The following is a 17,348-nucleotide window of genomic DNA, read 5'->3' as shown; positions in this document are numbered from 1 at the left end:
CTCAGCCGAGCGCCCAGCCGACGTCCCTCAGCAGCGCGTGCCGCCAGCCGGCGCGGTCGTGACCCGAGGGGGACCGCGACACGCGTACGGTCGCGCCCGCCTGCTCGGTCAGCGCCTCGACCGCCGTGCAGTGCGGCAGCATCCGCGTCTCGTGCTCCCCCAGGTCGAACGCGATCCGCAGGCCCGACAGACCGGGCTGCTTCCGGAGCCGTTCGGCCAGGGCGCCGCCGACCGGGCCGTCCAGCAGGTCCGTACGGTCCGCGCAGTCGGGGGCCCACCAGAACGACCCGGACTGGCAGGCGACCCGCGACACCAGGTCCGGGAACTCCAGGGCGGCGTAGAGCGCGCTGAGCCCGCCCAGGCTCTGCCCCGCGACCACCAGCGTGCCCGGGTCGGCGGGCACACCGGACTCCGCGACCAGGGGCAGCAGTTCGTCCCGGACCGCCTCCCACAGCTCCGGCCGGCACGCGAACTCGCCCACCCGGTCCTTGGCCGGCAGGAAGACCAGGGTGACCGGAGGCAGTGCTCCGTCCGCGACCGCCGCCTCGAACGCGGTCATGGCCGGGTGCAGATACAGCCAGTCGTCCCCGTCGAGCAGCAGCACCACGGGCCCGCCGCCGGCCACCGGGTGCACGCGCACCGTGCGGCGCCCGCCGAGCCGCGCGGACGCCCAGCGCAGCCGGGTGCCGGGCACGGGCAGGACGTCGTCCGCGCCGACGAGGGGCCAGTACGGCTGCGCCGGGGCGTCCGGGGTGGCCGCGATCGAGCGGTCGCCCCCGGCGGCGGACGGGTTGAACGGGTCGGCGTGCGCCCCCTCGTCCGTGATGAAGCGGTAGGTCACCCGCAGCCGCTCGGGCATCTCCACCTCCGCGTACCAGCAGTCCGTGACACCCCACCGGCGCAGCGGCAGCGGCTCCCGCGACCAGCTCTCGAAAGCCAGGTCGGCGGGGCCGCCGCGCCAGAGGAACAGGGTCATCCAGCCGCCGCCCTCACCGGGCCGCGAGGCGGGCGTCCTGGCCGCCGCCCAGAACGCCTCGGTGCCGGGTTCGCCGGGCAGCCCGAAATCGGCGAAGGGGCTGCCGGTGGCGGCCACGACCTGATCCGTGCGATCACCGGAGGGCATGAGGGGTCTCCTTGTGCAGAGGGAAAGGAAAAGGCTAAGCTCACGATTGGTTAGGCGAGCCTAACCTAAGCTTGTTTGTCCTTGATGAGGAGGCACTGCCCGCATGAGCACCAACCCGTTCGACGACCCCGAAGGCCGTTTCCTGGTCCTGGTGAACGACGAGGGTCAGCACTCCCTGTGGCCGTCCTTCGCCGAGGTGCCGGGCGGCTGGACGGTCGCCTTCGAGGAGAACACGCGCGAGGCGTGCCTGGAGTACGTCGAGGCCAACTGGACGGATCTGCGGCCCCGTTCGCTCGCCGCGTCGATGGACGCCTGACGCCCGTGGCCACGGCCGCGCCGCGCCCCGTACCCCTGCCCCCGTCGCTCGGGCGGGCGCCGCGCGTGCGGACCGCCGGGTCCGGCGACGCCGCCGCGCTCGCCGAGCTGTCCCGGCCGTTCGCCCGCTCGGGCGCCCTGCGCGAACGCCCCGACTCCCTCTACGCGTCACGCGCCGCCGAATTCGTCGTGGCCGTCGGGTCCGACGGCCGGATCGAGGGCTGTGCGGGCCTGCGGGTGTACGAGGGGGAGGGGTCCCACGCGGGCGTCCTGTACAACTTCTGCGTGGCCGGGCACCGGCAGGGGCGCGGAGTCGGGGGCGCCCTCCTGCGGACCGCGCTGGCCCTGGGACGCACCCAGGCGCTCGGCGCCCTGTTCACCGCGACCACCGGGGACGGCAGGCTGTTCCGCCGGTACGGCTTCGCGCCCGCGGCGGCCCGTCGGGCGCCGCGCGATTGGGTCGAATCCCTGGACCCCCGGCGCAACGCGCTGATCCTCTCCCGCGCCCTCTGAACCGGGCGCCGGGCCGCACGTGAGCCCGGCCCGGCGCCCTTCCCCCCCCCGCATGTCAGACCGGACTCACCGCGTGGTCCTCGTCCGGCACCACCGTGGTCCCCGCGCCGTCCCCGTCGAGGACGCTCCGCAGCACCGCGTGCGGCACCCGGCCGTCCAGTACGTCCGCACGGGCGACCCCGCCCCGTACCGCCCGCAGGCAGCCCTCCATCTTCGGCAGCATCCCGCTCGCCAGGCCCGGCAGCAGCCCGTCCAGGGCGTCCGCCGTCAGGCGCCCGATCACCTCGGTGCTCGCCGGCCAGTCCGCGTACAGCCCCGCCACATCCGTCAGGACCACCAGCCGCTCCGCGCCGAGCGCCACGGCCAGGGCGGAGGCGGCGAGATCCGCGTTGACGTTGTAGACCTGCCCGTCCGCGCCCCGGGCCACCGGTGAGACCACCGGTATATGACCCTGTGTCAGGAGGGCCCGCACCATGCCGGGGTTGACCTCCACGACGTCCCCGACCTGGCCGATGTCCACCGGTGCGCCGTCCACCCAGGCGGGCCGCCGCACGGCCGTCATCGTGTGCGCGTCCTCGCCGGTCATGCCCACGGCGTACGGCCCATGGCTGTTGATGTGGCCCACCAGCTCGCGCTGGACCCGGCCGGACAGCACCATGCGGACGACCTCCATGGTCTCCGCGGTGGTCACCCGCAGCCCCGCCTCGAAGCGGCTCTCCAGGCCGAGGCGGTCGAGCATGGCGCTGATCTGAGGGCCGCCGCCGTGCACGACGACCGGGCGCAGGCCCGCGTGCCGCAGCTCCACGACGTCCTGGGCGAAGGTCTGTTGCAGCTGTGCGTCGACCATGGCGTTGCCGCCGAACTTGATGACGACGACCGGTCCCGAATCCTCTTCCATTTAGCTTAGCCTAACCTTAATTGGCTCGGTGTTGGTCAAGAAGAGGCCCGCCGGTGGAGGAAGCTCTCCTCCACCGGCGGGCGGCCCCGCGCGGGGTCAGCCGATCTCGATGAGCAGGTCGCCCGCCTCCACCTGCTGGACCCGGCCGATCGCCAGGCGGCGCACCGTACCGGCGGACTGCGCGGTGATCGACGCCTCCATCTTCATCGCCTCGATCGTGGCGACCGTCTGCCCGGCCGACACGGACGCGCCCTCCTCCACCTGGAGCGTCACCACCCCGGCGAACGGCGCCGCAACGTGCCCCGCGTTGGTCCGGTCGGCCTTCTCCGCCGCCTTCACCTCGGTCGCCACGGACCTGTCCCGCACCGAGACCGGCCGCAACTGCCCGTTGAGCGTGGCCAGTACGCTGCGGAAGCCGCGCTCGTCCGCCTCGGAGATGGCCTCCAGCTCGAACAGCAGGGTGACCCCGGGCTCCAACTCGACCGGGTGCTCGGTCTCCGGCTCCAGTCCGTACAGGAAGTCCGGCGTCGGCAGCACCGAGGTGTCGCCGTACGCCTCCCGGTGCGCGGTGAACTCCTTCGTCGGGCCCGGGAACAGCAGCCGGTTCAGCGTCGCGCGCGGCGAGTCGCGCAGCGCCTCGCGGTCCTCGTCCGACAGGTGCGGCGTCTTCGCCTTGTCCGGGCGGCCCTTGAGGGCCCGGGTGCGGAACGGCTCGGGCCAGCCGCCGGGCGGGTCGCCCAGCTCACCGCGCAGGAACCCGATCACCGAGTCCGGTACGTCGAACTTCCCCGGGTCCGATTCAAAGTCCGCCGCCTCCACACCCGCGCCCACCAGGTGCAGCGCCAGGTCACCGACCACCTTCGAGGACGGCGTCACCTTCACCAGCCGGCCCAGCATCCGGTCGGCCGCCGCATAGCAGTCCTCGATCAGCTCGAACCGGTCCCCGAGGCCCAGGGCGATGGCCTGCTGCCGCAGGTTGGACAGCTGACCGCCCGGGATCTCGTGGTGGTAGATCCGGCCCGTCGGCGAGGCGAGCCCCGACTCGAACGGGGCGTACACCTTGCGGGTCGCCTCCCAGTACGGCTCCAGATCACCGACCGCCTGGAGCGAGAGGCCCGTCGCGCGCTCGGTGTGGTCCGTGGCCGCGACCAGCGCGGACAGGGGCGGCTGGCTGGTCGTCCCGGCCATCGAGGCGACGGCCGCGTCCACCGCGTCCACCCCGGCGTCGATCGCCGCGATCAGCGTGCCCAGCTGGCCGCCCGCCGTGTCATGGGTGTGCAGGTGCACCGGCAGGTCGAACCGCTCGCGCAACGCCGCCACCAGGGTGCGCGCGGCCGGCGGGCGCAGCAGCCCCGCCATGTCCTTGATGGCGAGCACATGGGCGCCCGCCTCCACGATCTGCTCGGCCAGCCGCAGGTAGTAGTCCAGCGTGTACAGGGTCTCGCCCGGGTCCGACAGGTCGGCGGTGTAGCACAGCGCCACCTCCGCCAGCGAGGTGCCCGTGGCGCGTACCGCGTCGATCGCCGGACGCATCTGCGACACGTCGTTGAGGGCGTCGAAGATCCGGAAGATGTCCATCCCGGCCGAGGCCGCCTCCGAGACGAACGCCTCGGTGACCTCCGTCGGATACGGCGTGTAGCCCACCGTGTTGCGGCCGCGCAGCAGCATCTGCGTACAGATGTTGGGCACCGCCTCACGGAGCTTGACCAGCCGCTCCCACGGGTCCTCCGCCAGGAACCGCAGCGCCACGTCGTAGGTGGCCCCGCCCCAGCACTCCAGGCTCAGCAACTGCGGGACGGTGTACGCCACATGCGGCGCCACCGCCAGCAGGTCCCGGGTGCGCACCCGGGTGGCGAGCAGCGACTGATGGGCGTCGCGGAACGTGGTGTCCGTGACCGCGACCGCCGACTGCGCCCGCAGTTCGGCGGCGAACCGCTCCGGACCCAGCTCGGCCAGCCGCTGCCGCGAACCGGGCGGCGGCGTGCCCGGGGGCAGCGCGGGCAGCTTGTCCGCCGGGTCGATGACCGAAGGGCGGGGCCCGTACGGGCGGTTGACCGTGGTCTCCGCCAGGTAGCTGAGCATCCGGCTGCCCCGGTCGGCCGACGGCCGGGTCCGGATCAGCTCCGGGTGCTCGTCGATGAACGAGGTCGTGATGCGCCCCGCCCGGAACTCCGGGTGGTCGAGCACCGCGCCCAGGAACGGCAGATTGGTCGCCACCCCGCGGATGCGGAACTCGGCGATCGCCCGGCGCGCCCGCCGGGCCGCGTTGGCGAAGTCGTGGCCGTGGCACGTGAGTTTGACCAGCATCGAGTCGAAGTGCGCCGACACCTCCGCACCCGTGTGCACGGTTCCGCCGTCCAGGCGCACACCCGGGCCGCCGGGGGAGCGGTACGCGGAGATGGTGCCGGTGTCCGGACGGAAGCCGTTGACCGGGTCCTCCGTCGTGATGCGGCACTGCATCGCGGTCCCGTTGAGGGTGATGGTCTCCTGGGACAGGCGCAGTTCGGGCAGCGTCATGCCCGCCGCGATGCGCAGCTGCGCGATCACCAGGTCCCGGCCGGTGACCTGCTCCGTCACGGTGTGCTCGACCTGGATGCGCGGGTTCATCTCGATGAAGACGTGGTTGCCGCGCTCGTCGACCAGGAATTCGACGGTGCCGGCGTTCACGTACCCGATGTGCCGGGCGAAGGCGACCGCGTCGGCGCAGATCCGCGCCCGCAGCTCCGGGTCCAGATTCGGGGCCGGCGCGATCTCGACCACCTTCTGGTGGCGGCGCTGGAGCGAGCAGTCCCGCTCGTAGAGGTGCACCACATTGCCCTCGGCATCGGCCAGGATCTGCACCTCGATATGACGGGGATTGATCACCGCCTGCTCCAGGAACACCGTCGCGTCACCGAACGCGGACCGCGCCTCGCGCATCGCCGCGTCGATCGCCTCGCGCAGCTCACCGGCCTCCGCGACCCGCCGCATACCGCGCCCGCCGCCCCCGGCGACCGCCTTCACGAAGACCGGGAAGCCGATCTCCTCCGAGGCCGCGACCAGGGCGTCCACGTCCTCGGACGGTTCGGACGACTTCAGCACCGGCACACCGGCCTCCCGGGCCGCCGCCACCGCACGCGACTTGTTGCCCGTCAGGTTCAGCACCGACGCCGGGGACCCGACGAAGGTGATGCCGGCCTCCGCGCACGCCGCCGCCAGGTCCGGATTCTCCGACAGGAAGCCGTAACCGGGGTAGATCGCGTCCGCCCCCGCCTTGCGGGCCGCCTTCACCACCTCGTCCACCGACAGATACGCCCGCACCGGATGACCCGGCTCCCCGATCCGGTACGCCTCGTCCGCCTTGGCCCGGTGCAGCGAGTTGCGGTCCTCGTGCGGATACACGGCCACCGTGGAGATGCCCAGCTCGAAGGCCGCGCGGAACGCGCGGATCGCGATCTCCCCGCGGTTGGCGACCAATACCTTGTCGAACATCAAACTCCCCAGTCGTGTCGCGGCTGTGTGGCGTCGAGGACGGGCGGTACGGCACGGACACGCTGCTCCGCGTCGGAGACCGTACGGCGGTGGCGAGGTGCTCCGTGACCTTCCCGGTACGGAGCGTTCGACACCGTACCGGAGACTTCCCCCGAGATCGCGAGCGCAAAAGATGGCTTGCGTCACGCCCCAAAACGTCCCCCGGACGCACCCCCGCCACCACGATGTTTTGCCGGTTCTTGGCGGCGGGGCCATGCTGGTGGGCATGGCCGACCACGCCGGCCCCGAACCCGTCGCCACCGTCCGGCGCGCCCTCCGCCTGCTGGAGGCCGCGGGCGCCCACGGGGGCGAGGCCACCGCGCAGCAGCTGGCCCGGGAGGCGGGACTTCCCCCGGCCACCGTGCACGAGCTGCTGCCCATGCTGATCGGCGACGGCTATGTGCGGGAGCTGGAGGACCACACCTACGTCCTCGCCGACAACGCCCCGGGCGGCGGCCCGGGCACGCAGCCGGTGCCCGCCCGGGTACGGCCCGCCCTCACCGACCTGCGCAACGACCTGGGGGCCGCCGCCTACCTGACGCTCTACGTGGACGGCGAGATCCGGGTCATGGAGATCGTGGACAGCGCGCGCACCCCGCGCGTGGACCTGTGGGTGGGGCTCCACGAGGCCGGGCATGCCACGGCGCTCGGCAAGTCCGTGCTGAAGGAGCTCGACGACGAGGCCCGGGACGACTACTTCTCCCGGCACGATCTGACCGGGCTCACCCCCCGGACGATCACCCACCGCGAGGAGCTGGTCCAGCAGCTCGACGGCTCGCCCGCGCCCGTGGTCATGGACCGCGAGGAGTACGTACCCGGCACGACCTGCGTCGCGGTCCCGGTGTACAGCGGCGAGCAGATCGGCTCGCTCGGCATCTCCTTCCGGTCCGACCGGATGTACCGCACCTCCCGGGTCCGCGCGGAACTCCTTTCGGCCGCCGTCAGCGTCTCCCGCAGGCTCACGCTGCCCGGCTGAGGGGCCGCCCGCGGTCAGTCGAGCCGGGTCAGGTCCGGCCGCAGCCGCTGCCACACCGGATGACGCAGCCGCCCCGCCGCCGTCCACTGCGACGCGCTGACCTCCGCCACGAGCCTCGGCTCCACCCAGTGCACCCCGGCCACGTCGACCGGCCCCGTGAACGGGGAGCCCGGACGTGCGATCACCGTGAAGTACTCCCTCAGCTCGCCCAGCTCCCGGTCGGACATCCCCGACCCCACGGACCCCGCGTACCGCAGCCCCGCCGGCTCGTCCAGTCCGACCAGCACCGCCCCGGGGACACCGGCGGGCGCGCCCTTGCGCTGGGTCCAGCCGCCGATGACCACGTCCAGCGTCTCGACCCGCTTGGTCTTGCGCCAGTCGGGTGAACGGAGACCCGGTCTGTACGGGGACGAGAGCCGCTTGGCGACCACTCCCTCCAGGCCCCCGCGCACGACGGTGTCCCACGCCTTCGCGCCCTGCCCGCGCACATAGGACGGCACCGACCAGTGCGGCCCCCCGGACAGCAGACCGGACAGGACCGCGCGGCGCTCCTCGTAACCCAGCGCCGACAGCTTCCGGCCGTCCAGGTACAGCACGTCGAAGACCACCAGGTGCGCGGGGACGTCCAGCGCCAGGCGGGCGGCGCGGCGCGCGTTCAGGACGCCCATCCGGCGCTGGAGCAGCCCGAAGTCGGATCGCCCCGAGGCGTCCAGGGCCACGATCTCGCCGTCCAGGACCACGCTGCGGCCGCGCAGCACGTCACCGAGCGCGTGCAGCTCCGGATAGGTCGGGGTGACGTCGTTGCGGGCCCGCGAGGTCAGCCGCAGGGTGCCGTCGCCCGGGGTCGCGACGACGCACCGGGCACCGTCCCACTTGGCCTCGAAGGCCCACTCCGTGTCCGGTACGGGGAGCGGTCCGGGCACGGCCAGCATCGGTGCGATCCACGGGGGTGCCCCGGAGGCGTCGGCGGGGATGGGGGCCATAGCCTCCATGATCGAACGGCCGGCCGCTCCTCGCGCGTTTCACGGTATTTCAACGAATGCTCCGAAAGGGGCAAACTTTCACGCTGCCTGCCTCGAACGCTAGGTAGAGAGCGCCCACGTGCCGCTCACACGGAGTCGGCCCCGACGTGCGCGCACCCCTTCGAGGGAGCCACCGATGACCGGAGCACAGGTCAACGTCCCGTCCTCGGCACCCGGACGTGCCCCTGCCGCGCGCAGACCCCCCGCCGAGCCGACCGCCGGCGTCGAACCGACGCTCGCCGCTGTGCTGGCCGATGTCCTGCGCCGGGACCACGTGGCGGTCGACGGCGACTTCTTCCGCGACCTGGGGGCCGACTCCCTGGTGATGGCCCATTTCTGCGCGCGGGTGAGGAAGCACTCCGGCCTTCCGCCGGTCTCGATGCGGGACGTCTACGCACACAGCACGGTCCGGGACCTGGCCCGCGCGCTGACCCCGCCCACCCCGGCAGCCGAACCGCCGCGCCCGCGTCCCGCCCCCTCCACCGAGGCGGCCGCCGCCCCGTCGGGCCGCTCGGCCTATGTGCTGTGCGGGGTGACGCAACTGCTCGCCTTCCTCGTCTACTCGTGCCTCATCGCGTTCGCCGGTGTCCGGGGCTACGAGTGGATATCCGCCGGGTCCGGCGTCCTCGACGTGTATCTCCGCTCGGTCGTCTTCGGAGGCATGGCCTTCCTGGGACTGTGCGCCGTGCCGGTCCTCGCCAAGTGGGTGCTCATCGGGCGCTGGAAGCCCCGCCGCATGCGTATCTGGAGTCCCGCCTACGTCCGGCTCTGGGTCGTACGGACGCTCGTCCGCTCGAACCCCCTGGTCCTCTTCGTCGGGTCGCCCCTCTACACGTTCTACCTCAGGGCGCTGGGGGCCCGGATCGGGACGGGCGTCGTGGTCTTCTCCCGCCATGTGCCGCTCTGCACCGACCTGCTGTCCCTCGGCGACTTCTCGGTCATCCGCAAGGACTGCTACTTCACCGGCTACCGCGCCCGCGGCGGCGTCATCGAGACCGGGCCCGTGACGCTCGGGAAGAACGCGGTCGTCGCCGAGGCGTCAGTGCTCGACATCGGAACATCGCTCGGCGACGGCGCCCGGCTCGCGCACGCGTCCGCCCTCCACAGCGGCCAGGCCGTTCCGGCGGAGGAGCACTGGCACGGCTCACCGGCCCGGCGCGCCGACGGGCCCTACCCGGTCGTGGAAGCCGCGTCCTGCGGCCCCCTGCGCAGGTCGCTCCACAGCGTCACCCAGCTGCTGGTCGCGTTGCTGGTCTACCTGCCACTGGCCGTAGGAGGTGCCGGGCTGCTGCTCGCCGAAGCCCCGCAACTCTCCGCGGTGCTGGAACCGGGGCCCTCGGTCCTCACGACGTGGGTCTTCTACCGGGATGCCCTGCTCATCTCCTTCGTGCTGCTCTTCGTGGTCCTGCCGCTCGGATTTCTCGTACTCGCCACGGTTCCACGGCTGCTCGCGCGCATGCTCGTCCCGGGCCGGGTCTATCCCCTGTACGGCTTCCACTACGGCGTGCACCGGGCCATCGCACTGCTGACGAACCGGCCCTTCCTGACGCGCCTGTTCGGTGACAGCTCCGCCGTGGTGGGCTATCTGCGCCTTCTCGGATACGACCTCTCCCGGGTGGAGCAGACGGGATCGAACTTCGGGACCGAGGTGAAGCACGAGGCGCCCTGTCTGAGTGCGGTCGGAACCGGGACGATGGTCGCCGACGGACTCTCGGTCAACAACGCGGAGTACTCCAGTACGTCCTTCCGCGTCTCCCGCACCGCGATCGGGGCGCGCAACTTCCTGGGCAACAGGATCGCCTACCCCTCCCAGGGGCGAACGGGCGACAACTGCCTCCTGGCCACCAAGGTGATGGTGCCGGTGGACGGGAAGATCCGGGAGGACGTCGGCCTGCTGGGCTCGCCCAGTTTCGAGATACCGCGGTCGGTCCAGCGGGACAACGACGTCGCCGTCACGCGGACCGATGGCGAACTCCGGGCCGGCCTGGCCGCCAAGAACAGGCACAACGCCGCCACCATGGGACTGTATCTGCTGGTCAGGTGGGGATACGCATTTCTGGTCACCTTGGCCGTATCGGCCTCCGCCGAGCTCTACACGTCGACCGGCGCCATAGCCGTAGCACTGGGCAACGCTCTGGTCCTGCTCATCAGTACCGCCTATTTCGTCCTCGTGGAACGCGCGGTCACGTTCTCCCACCCGCCCGCCCCGCTCTTCTGCTCGATCTACGACCTCCGCTTCTGGCGCCGCGAGCGCTTCTGGAAGGTGCCGTCGGAACTGTTCCTCAAGGCCTTCGACGGAACCCCCTTCAAGGGGCTGATCTGGCGGTCGCTCGGTGTGCGCATCGGCCGGCAGGTCTTCGACGACGGCTGCTTCCTCACGGAACGCACGATGGTCACCCTCGGGGACGGCTGCACGCTCAACGCCGGCAGCGTCGTCCAGTGCCACTCCCAGGAGGACGGCGCCTTCAAGTCCGACCGCTCCCACATCGGTGCCGGCTGCACGCTCGGAGTCGGAGCCTTCGTCCACTACGGCGTCACGATCGGCGACGGAGCTGTCCTCGCCCCCGACTCCTTCCTCATGAAGGGGGAATCGGTGCCGGCGAATGTCCTCTGGGGTGGGAATCCCGCTCACCAGCTCGCCCGGGACACGGCCGGGTGTGAGGAGGCGACCCGATGAACACCTCGGCGTACACCGGCCCGGCCTACTGGCGGGACGTGCTCACCGCCGGAGGCACGACCTCACCCGCGCGCTGGACGCGCGACCCGGTGCCCGGAACCTCGGTGGTCGAGGCGGCACTCCCGGAAACGCTGGTCGCCGCGCTGGACAGCCTGACGAAGTCCATGGGAGTCCGCCCCACCGCTCCGGCTCTGGCCGCGCATGCCAAGGTGCTGGCCTCGCTGACCGGGGAAACCACCGTGACCACCGGCTGTCTGGCGGCCCCTGCCGACGGCCCCCTGCCCTGCCGGCTGTCGACCGGCTGCGTCTCGTGGCGGTCGCTGGTCCTCCACGCCGACCGCACCCACTCGGAGCTGCTGGCCCACAGCGACGTCCCGCTCGGCGCCCTGCGTGCGGAGCTGGGGCTCCCCGCCACCGGTCCCGCGGTGGTGTTCGATCCGGACGGCGGCGGCGAGCCCGTGCGGGAGGCCGCCCTCCAGCTGGAAGTCATCCGCCGTGCGGCCGGATGCGTACTGCGGCTGCGGTACGCGACAGAGCTCTTCGACGAGGAGTACGCCACCAGGGTCGTCGGTTACCACCTCACCGCGCTCAGGCTGATCGCAGCCGGTCCCGACGCGCCGCACGGGCGGCAGAGTCTGCTGTCACCCGAGGAGCTGCGCCACCAGACCGACGGCCTCGCCGGACCGGTCCGCCCACTCCCCGACCTGCGCTTCCACGAACTCTTCGCGCGGCGGGCGCACACCCACCCGGACACGGTCGCGGCCGTGCACGGTGACCGGCGATGGACCTACGGGGAGCTCGACCGTCGTGCCAACCGGCTGGCCCACGCCCTGCTGGACTCGGGGCTCGGCCGGCAGCAGGTCGTCGCCGTGATGACCGAACGGAACCTGGACTGGCTGGTCGCGGTCCTCGCGGTCCTCAAAGCCGGCGGTGTCTACCTGCCCATCGAGCCGCGTTTCCCCGCCGCCCGCATCGCCGCCATGCTCACCCGGGCCGACTGCGGTCTGGTCCTCACCGAACCCGGCAGCACCACCGCGCTCGACCGCGCCGTGGGCGAGCTGCCAGAGGTCCGGACGTCATTCATCGGCACCTTGTGCGAGGAGGACCACGAGGAGTCCGACCCCGATGTGCGGGTCGGCCCCGACGATCTCGCGTACGTCATCTTCACCTCCGGCTCCACCGGCGAGCCCAAGGGCGCGATGGTGGAGCACGCGGGAATGCTCAACCACCTGTTCGCGAAGATCGAGGACCTGGGGATCGGAGAGGGCGATGTGGTCGCCCAGACCGCGCCCCAGTGCTTCGACATCTCCGTGTGGCAGCTCCTGGCCGCTCTGCTGGCCGGCGGCCGCACACTGCTGGTCGGCCAGGACGCGGTCCTGGACGTACGGCGGTTCGTCGACACGCTGGACGAGGGCAGGGCAGGAGTTCTCCAGGTGGTCCCGTCCTACCTCGACGCCGTCCTGGCCTTCCTGGAACGGCACCCGCGCAAACTGCCCCACCTGCGCTGTGTGTCGGTCACGGGCGAAGCCCTCAAGAAGGGTCTCGTCAGGCGCTGGTTCGCCACCGTCCCCGGGGTGCCACTGGTCAACGCCTACGGGCTGACCGAGACGTCCGACGACACCAACCACGCGGTCCTGGACCGGGTGCCGGAGTCGGAGAGCGTGCCGCTCGGCCGTCCCGTCAACAACGTGAGCGTCTATCTCCTCGACGAGCACCTCTCCCCGGTGCCGTTGGGCGCCCCAGGGGCCATCGCCTTCGCCGGGCTCTGCGTCGGGCGGGGATACATCAACGATCCGGACCGGACCCGCGCGGTCTTCCTGCCCGATCCCTTCCACCCGGGTGCGCGCCTCCACTTGGGAGGGGACTACGGCCGCTGGCTTCCGGACGGGCAGCTGGAGTTCCTCGGCCGCAGGGACGCGCAGGTCAAGATCCGCGGTTTCCGGGTCGAGATCGGTGAGATCGAGAGCGCTCTCCTCCGGGTCCCCGGAGTGCGCGACGGTGCCGTGGTGATCACAGAAGGGGCCGAACGGGAGCGGCAGCTGACCGCCTTCTACAGCGGTGAACGCCCGCTGCCCTCCGATGCCCTGAAGGACCGGCTCTCCGTCACCCTGCCCGCGTACATGCTTCCGTCCGCCTTCCGCCGGCTGGAGACTCTGCCGCTGACCGCCAACGGAAAGATCGACCGCCGTGAACTCACCTCACGTGCGGCGGAGTCCACGCAGGCGGTATGCCCGGAAAGCGGTGACGACGACCCGCCCCGTACGCCCGCCGAACGGCGTGTGGCGTCGCTGTGGGCCGAGGCGCTCGGGATACCGGCGGAGAGCGTGGGCCGGCGGGACAACTTCTTCGACCGCGGCGGAACCTCGCTCACGGCAGTGCGCGTGGCGGTCCTGCTGGACCGGGAGGTCTCGCTCAAGGAGCTGGTCCGTCACCCCGTACTCACCGATCTGGCCTCACTCCTCGACGAACGCTCCACCCATGAACCGACCACCACCTCAAGGAGTTCACGATGACTTCCATGGAGACGACCGTCTCACCGCTCGATCCGGAGCCGGGGCCGGACCTGCCCGCGACGCTGCGCGTCCCGACGGCCGGCGACCCCGCTCGCTGGGCGGCCGGAGCCCGGGACGAGCTGCACACGGCACTTGCGGAACACGGGGCCGTCCTGGTCCGCGGCCTGGGCCTGCGCACCCCCGCCGACGTAGCCGCCGTCCTCGGGCAACTGGGTGTCGAACCGGTCGTGGAGAGGGAGGCGTTCGCTCACCGGGAGCGTCACGCACCCGGCGTCCACTCGTCCTCCGCCTGGCCACCGAACCAGCCCATGTGCATGCACCACGAGCTGAGCTACACCCTCGGGTTCCCTCAGGTGCTGCTCTTCGCGTGTCTCTCGGAGCCCACCACGGGCGGGACCATCGGCCTCGCCGACGCGGCGGGCGTACTCCGTGCCCTGCCGTCGACGCTGACCGACCGGTTCGAGCGCGAGGGCTGGCTCCTGACGCGCAGCTACAACGGCGAGATCGGAGCCACGGTGACCGAGGCGTTCGGCACCGACGACCGCGGCGAAGTGGAGCGCTACTGCGACGCCCACGCGATCACGTACGCCTGGCAGCCCGGCGGAGGACTCCGCACCGAGCAGCGGCGCAGCGCCGTGGTGCGCCACCCCGCCGACGGACAGCGGTGCTGGTTCAACCAGGTCGCCTTCCTGAACGAGTGGACACTCGCCCCCGAGGTGCGTGAGTACCTCCTCGACGAGTACGGGCCCGACGGCCTCCCGTTCAACACGCGCTACGGCGACGGCGAGGCGATCGGTGAGGACGTCGTCCGGCTCATCAACGCGGCGTACGCGGAACGCACCGTGCGCCCGCCGTGGTGGGCCGGTGATCTCCTCCTCATCGACAACATCCGTACCGCACACAGCAGGGAGCCCTATGAGGGGCCGCGCGACGTGGTCGTCGCCATGGCCGCACCGAACGGGCCCGGCACCTGCGCGCCGACGATCGAGGTGTGACCCCCATGAACACGTACCGCAGCGCATCCGTCGACGAGGACGTCACCGTTCCCTCGTTCGCGGTGATCCCCGGCGACCAGGTCCGGCACGCTCTGGAGGGACGCGAGAAGGAGATCGTGGAGGTGGTCGAAGCCGCCTACCGGCTGCACGCCGACGGCCTGACGGTGAACCCGCCCTCGTCGTTCCTCCGCTTCCCGGACCGGGCGACGTCCCGGATGATCGCGCTGCCCGCTTCCCTGGGCGGCGAGGCGCCGGTCGACGGACTGAAGTGGATCTCCAGCTTTCCCGCGAACGTGAGGTCCGGGGTCCCCCGCGCCTCGGCCGTGCTGATCCTCAACGACCCCCGCACGGGCTACCCGTTCGCCTGTCTGGAGAGTTCGATCATCAGTGCCACGAGAACGGCCGCGTCCGCGGTCTCGGCGGCCCGCGCTCTCAGCCGCGACCGGCCACGGCCCACGCGCGTCGGGTTCTTCGGCACGGGCCTGATCGCCCGGTACATCCACACGTTCCTCGAAGGCACGGGATGGCCGTCCGACGCCATTGGGCTGTACGACGTCTCGCCGGAGAGCACGGCCGGTTTCCGGCTGTACGTGGAGCAGTCCGGATGCGCGGCGCCCGTCACGGTGCACCATTCCCCGGAAGAGCTCATCCGTACCAGCGATCTCGTCGTCTTCGCGACCGTCGCCGGCGAACCCCATGTCGAGGAGCCGGGGTGGTTCGACCACAACCCCGTGGTGCTGCACGTGTCGCTGCGCGACCTCGCCCCTCAGGTCCTGCTGGCCTCCACCAACATCGTGGACGACGTCGAGCACTGCCTCAGGGCGGGCACCTCCCCTCATCTGACCGAGCAGCTCACCGGCAGCCGGGACTTCGTGCACGGCACGCTGGACGACGTGACGGCCGGGCGGGTGACGGTGCCGGAGAACCGGCCGGCCGTCTTCTCACCGTTCGGTCTCGGGGTGCTCGATCTCGCGGTCGGCGGCTTCGTCTACGACCGGGTCGCAGGCGCCGGAGAACTGCGGACCGTCGACGGCTTCTTCCACGAACTCAGCCGCTATGGATGAACCGCCGTCCCACCCCACCCCAGCACAGCTCGCACAGGAAGCACGCGCCAGAGGAGTTCACCGTGTCGGTCATCACTGTTCCTCAGGACTTCGACGAACAAGAGCTCTACGTGGACATCGAGCGGATCTTCGGACAGGCACTGCTCCTGAAGTGCGAGGGCTTCAACTTCGCCGGTTCGATCAAACTCAAGGCCGCCGCCGAGATGGTCGCCTCGGCCGAGCGTGACGGCTCGCTGACGGCCGATTCCGTGCTCGTCGAGTCCTCCTCCGGCAACCTCGGCGTGGCGCTGAGCATGATCGCGGCAAGCAAGGGCTACCGGTTCGTCTGTGTGACGGACTCCAGGTGCAACCTGGCCACCCGGCTGATGATGGAGGCCCTCGGCGGCGAGGTCCATCTCGTCGCCGGCCAGGAGGCCAACGGCGGGTTCCTCGGCGCCCGGCTGGACCATGTCCGGCGCCTGTGCGCCTCCGACGACCGGTACGTGTGGCTGAGCCAGTACTCCAACCCGGCCAACTGGAAGGCGCACTACCGGACGACGGCGCCGGAGATCGCCCGTGCGTTCCCGGAGCTGGACGTGCTGTTCGTGGGGGCCGGGACCACCGGAACGCTGATGGGCTGCGCACGGTACTTCAGCGCCTGGCACCGCCCGGTACGGATCGTGGCGGTGGACACCGCCGGCTCCATGGCGTTCGGGGGAGACCCCGGCCGCCGGATGATCCCGGGGCTGGGCATGAGCATGCGCCCGCCGCTCCTGGACGAGTCCTACGTGGACGAGGTGGTGCGGGTCGAGGAGGCGGACACGATCCGTGCGTGCCGCCGCCTGGCCAGGAGCGGGTTCCTCTTCGGCGGCTCCACCGGCACGGTGGTGAGCGGCGCGGTCGGGTGGCTGGCGCGCCACGAGACGCGGGACCTCACATCGGTGGCCGTCGCCCCCGACCTCGGCGAGCGCTATCTCGACACCGTGTACCAGGACAACTGGGTCCAGGACCTGTACGGCTCGGGTCCGCTCGACGCCGGGTGCCGGGTGCGGGGTCATGCGCATTCACCGCTTTGATACACGCGAATCGCCGTCGGCGCCCAGGGGTGTTTGTATCACCGGGGAACGGTCCCCGTACCCGGTGTCGACAGGTCAGCGAGGTATCCAGGTGCAAGCCGCCGATGACGGAGGGGCCGCCGGGCAACGGGCCGACGAGGCCGATCTGGATCAGCTGCTGCTCTGGACCGCTTCGGGAGACCGGGATGCCTTCACCGGCGTGTACGACCGAACCGCCGGACCGGTGCTGGGTCTGGTCCACCGGATTCTGCGGGACCCGGCGCAGTCGGAGGAGGTGGTCCAGGACGTGCTGCTGGAGGTGTGGCGTACCTCCGGGCGTTTCGAGCCCGATCGCGGGAGCGCGATGACCTGGATCATGACGCTCGCGCACCATCGTGCGGTGGACCGCGTGCGGTCGTCGCAGGCCGGCGCCGACCGCGAGCACAGGGCGGCGCTCCTGGAATCCGAACCGCCGTTCGACGACGTGGTCGAGCAGGTCGAGAACCACCTGGAATGGCAGCGGGTCCGCCGGTGCGTGCACCGGCTCACCGACCTCCAGCGCGAGACGGTGGCCCTCGCCTACTACGGCGGACTGACCTACAAGGAAGTGGCGCACTCGCTGTCCGTGCCGCTGGGCACGGTCAAAACCCGTCTGCGGGACGGGCTGCTCCGGCTGCGCGCCTGCCTCGGGGGAAGGACGTGAACGTC

The 17,348-nt window shown here is 71.6% G+C and carries 13 protein-coding genes; 9 read left to right on the top strand and 4 right to left on the bottom strand.

The genetic code is table 11. The annotated features are described in order from the left end of the window. Position 1: 1 nt before the first annotated feature. Positions 2–1,123: an alpha/beta hydrolase-fold protein gene (locus ACIQZN_RS11105; RefSeq protein ID WP_403990649.1), complete on the bottom strand. Its 1,122-nt coding sequence runs from the start codon at positions 1,121–1,123 to the stop codon at positions 2–4. 103 nt (positions 1,124–1,226) lie between these two features. Here ACIQZN_RS11105 and ACIQZN_RS11100 point away from each other — a divergent pair, with 103 nt between their 5' ends. Next, on the top strand, positions 1,227–1,439 hold the full coding sequence (locus tag ACIQZN_RS11100) for an MbtH family protein (protein ID WP_018102801.1): 213 nt from the start codon (positions 1,227–1,229) through the stop codon (positions 1,437–1,439). Between the two features lie 5 nt (positions 1,440–1,444). Next, positions 1,445–1,951: a GNAT family N-acetyltransferase gene (locus tag ACIQZN_RS11095; RefSeq protein WP_403990646.1), complete on the top strand. Its 507-nt coding sequence runs from the start codon at positions 1,445–1,447 to the stop codon at positions 1,949–1,951. 55 nt (positions 1,952–2,006) lie between these two features. Here ACIQZN_RS11095 and argB read toward each other — a convergent pair whose 3' ends face one another. Together argB and ACIQZN_RS11085 are read right to left on the bottom strand one after the other, a co-directional pair. Then, positions 2,007–2,849 carry an acetylglutamate kinase gene (gene argB, locus ACIQZN_RS11090; protein WP_403990643.1) on the bottom strand — a complete coding sequence of 281 codons (843 nt, stop codon included), beginning with the start codon at positions 2,847–2,849 and terminating at the stop codon, positions 2,007–2,009. Positions 2,850–2,945: 96 nt separating this feature from the next. Continuing rightward, entirely contained in the window at positions 2,946–6,320 is a 3,375-nt protein-coding gene (locus ACIQZN_RS11085; protein ID WP_403990640.1) for a pyruvate carboxylase, read from the bottom strand. Between the two features lie 265 nt (positions 6,321–6,585). On the opposite strand from ACIQZN_RS11085, the gene ACIQZN_RS11080 reads away from it, so the two are divergent. Then, the gene (locus ACIQZN_RS11080) at positions 6,586–7,335 is read left to right on the top strand and encodes an IclR family transcriptional regulator (protein WP_403990637.1); all 750 of its coding nucleotides are present in this window, start codon (positions 6,586–6,588) and stop codon (positions 7,333–7,335) included. 14 nt (positions 7,336–7,349) lie between these two features. Here the strand turns inward: ACIQZN_RS11080 and ligD are convergent, their stop codons facing one another. After that, positions 7,350–8,318: a non-homologous end-joining DNA ligase gene (gene ligD / locus ACIQZN_RS11075; protein ID WP_403990634.1), complete on the bottom strand. Its 969-nt coding sequence runs from the start codon at positions 8,316–8,318 to the stop codon at positions 7,350–7,352. A gap of 175 nt (positions 8,319–8,493) precedes the next feature. Between ligD and ACIQZN_RS11070 the strand changes: the two genes are divergently transcribed. From ACIQZN_RS11070 to sigK, 6 genes are all read left to right on the top strand, one after another. Beyond that, on the top strand, positions 8,494–11,034 hold the full coding sequence (locus ACIQZN_RS11070; RefSeq protein ID WP_403990631.1) for a Pls/PosA family non-ribosomal peptide synthetase: 2,541 nt from the start codon (positions 8,494–8,496) through the stop codon (positions 11,032–11,034). Then, the gene (locus ACIQZN_RS11065) at positions 11,031–13,547 is read left to right on the top strand and encodes an amino acid adenylation domain-containing protein (protein WP_403990628.1); all 2,517 of its coding nucleotides are present in this window, start codon (positions 11,031–11,033) and stop codon (positions 13,545–13,547) included. The genes ACIQZN_RS11070 and ACIQZN_RS11065 overlap by 4 nt, the downstream gene beginning before the upstream one ends. Then, positions 13,544–14,542, top strand: coding sequence for a TauD/TfdA family dioxygenase (locus ACIQZN_RS11060; protein WP_403990625.1), 999 nt, complete (start codon positions 13,544–13,546; stop codon positions 14,540–14,542). The genes ACIQZN_RS11065 and ACIQZN_RS11060 overlap by 4 nt, the downstream gene beginning before the upstream one ends. 5 nt (positions 14,543–14,547) lie before the next feature. Further along, positions 14,548–15,606, top strand: coding sequence for a 2,3-diaminopropionate biosynthesis protein SbnB (sbnB, locus tag ACIQZN_RS11055; protein WP_403990622.1), 1,059 nt, complete (start codon positions 14,548–14,550; stop codon positions 15,604–15,606). 62 nt (positions 15,607–15,668) lie between these two features. Continuing rightward, entirely contained in the window at positions 15,669–16,661 is a 993-nt protein-coding gene (gene sbnA / locus ACIQZN_RS11050) for a 2,3-diaminopropionate biosynthesis protein SbnA (protein WP_403990619.1), read from the top strand. A gap of 91 nt (positions 16,662–16,752) precedes the next feature. Next, positions 16,753–17,343 (top strand): ECF RNA polymerase sigma factor SigK, encoded by a 591-nt coding sequence (gene sigK / locus ACIQZN_RS11045; RefSeq protein ID WP_403990616.1) that lies wholly within the window; start codon positions 16,753–16,755, stop codon positions 17,341–17,343. Positions 17,344–17,348 lie beyond the last annotated feature (5 nt).

The sequence above is a fragment of the Streptomyces sp. NPDC097595 genome (assembly GCF_044761525.1).
Lineage (GTDB): Bacteria > Actinomycetota > Actinomycetes > Streptomycetales > Streptomycetaceae > Streptomyces > Streptomyces drozdowiczii_A.
This window is presented reverse-complemented; position numbering and strand designations above follow the sequence as displayed.

Bases quoted from the DNA above. Each gene is read 5' to 3' on its own strand.
- ACIQZN_RS11060 (WP_403990625.1), top strand. From the start codon at position 13,544: ATGACTTCCATGGAGACGACCGTCTCACCGCTCGATCCGGAGCCGGGG.
- ligD (WP_403990634.1), bottom strand. From the start codon at position 8,318: ATGGCCCCCATCCCCGCCGACGCCTCCGGGGCACCCCCGTGGATCGCA.
- ACIQZN_RS11080 (WP_403990637.1), top strand. From the start codon at position 6,586: ATGGCCGACCACGCCGGCCCCGAACCCGTCGCCACCGTCCGGCGCGCC.
- ACIQZN_RS11065 (WP_403990628.1), top strand. From the start codon at position 11,031: ATGAACACCTCGGCGTACACCGGCCCGGCCTACTGGCGGGACGTGCTC.
- argB (WP_403990643.1), bottom strand. From the start codon at position 2,849: ATGGAAGAGGATTCGGGACCGGTCGTCGTCATCAAGTTCGGCGGCAAC.
- ACIQZN_RS11070 (WP_403990631.1), top strand. From the start codon at position 8,494: ATGACCGGAGCACAGGTCAACGTCCCGTCCTCGGCACCCGGACGTGCC.
- sbnB (WP_403990622.1), top strand. From the start codon at position 14,548: ATGAACACGTACCGCAGCGCATCCGTCGACGAGGACGTCACCGTTCCC.
- ACIQZN_RS11105 (WP_403990649.1), bottom strand. From the start codon at position 1,123: ATGCCCTCCGGTGATCGCACGGATCAGGTCGTGGCCGCCACCGGCAGC.
- ACIQZN_RS11100 (WP_018102801.1), top strand. From the start codon at position 1,227: ATGAGCACCAACCCGTTCGACGACCCCGAAGGCCGTTTCCTGGTCCTG.
- ACIQZN_RS11085 (WP_403990640.1), bottom strand. From the start codon at position 6,320: ATGTTCGACAAGGTATTGGTCGCCAACCGCGGGGAGATCGCGATCCGC.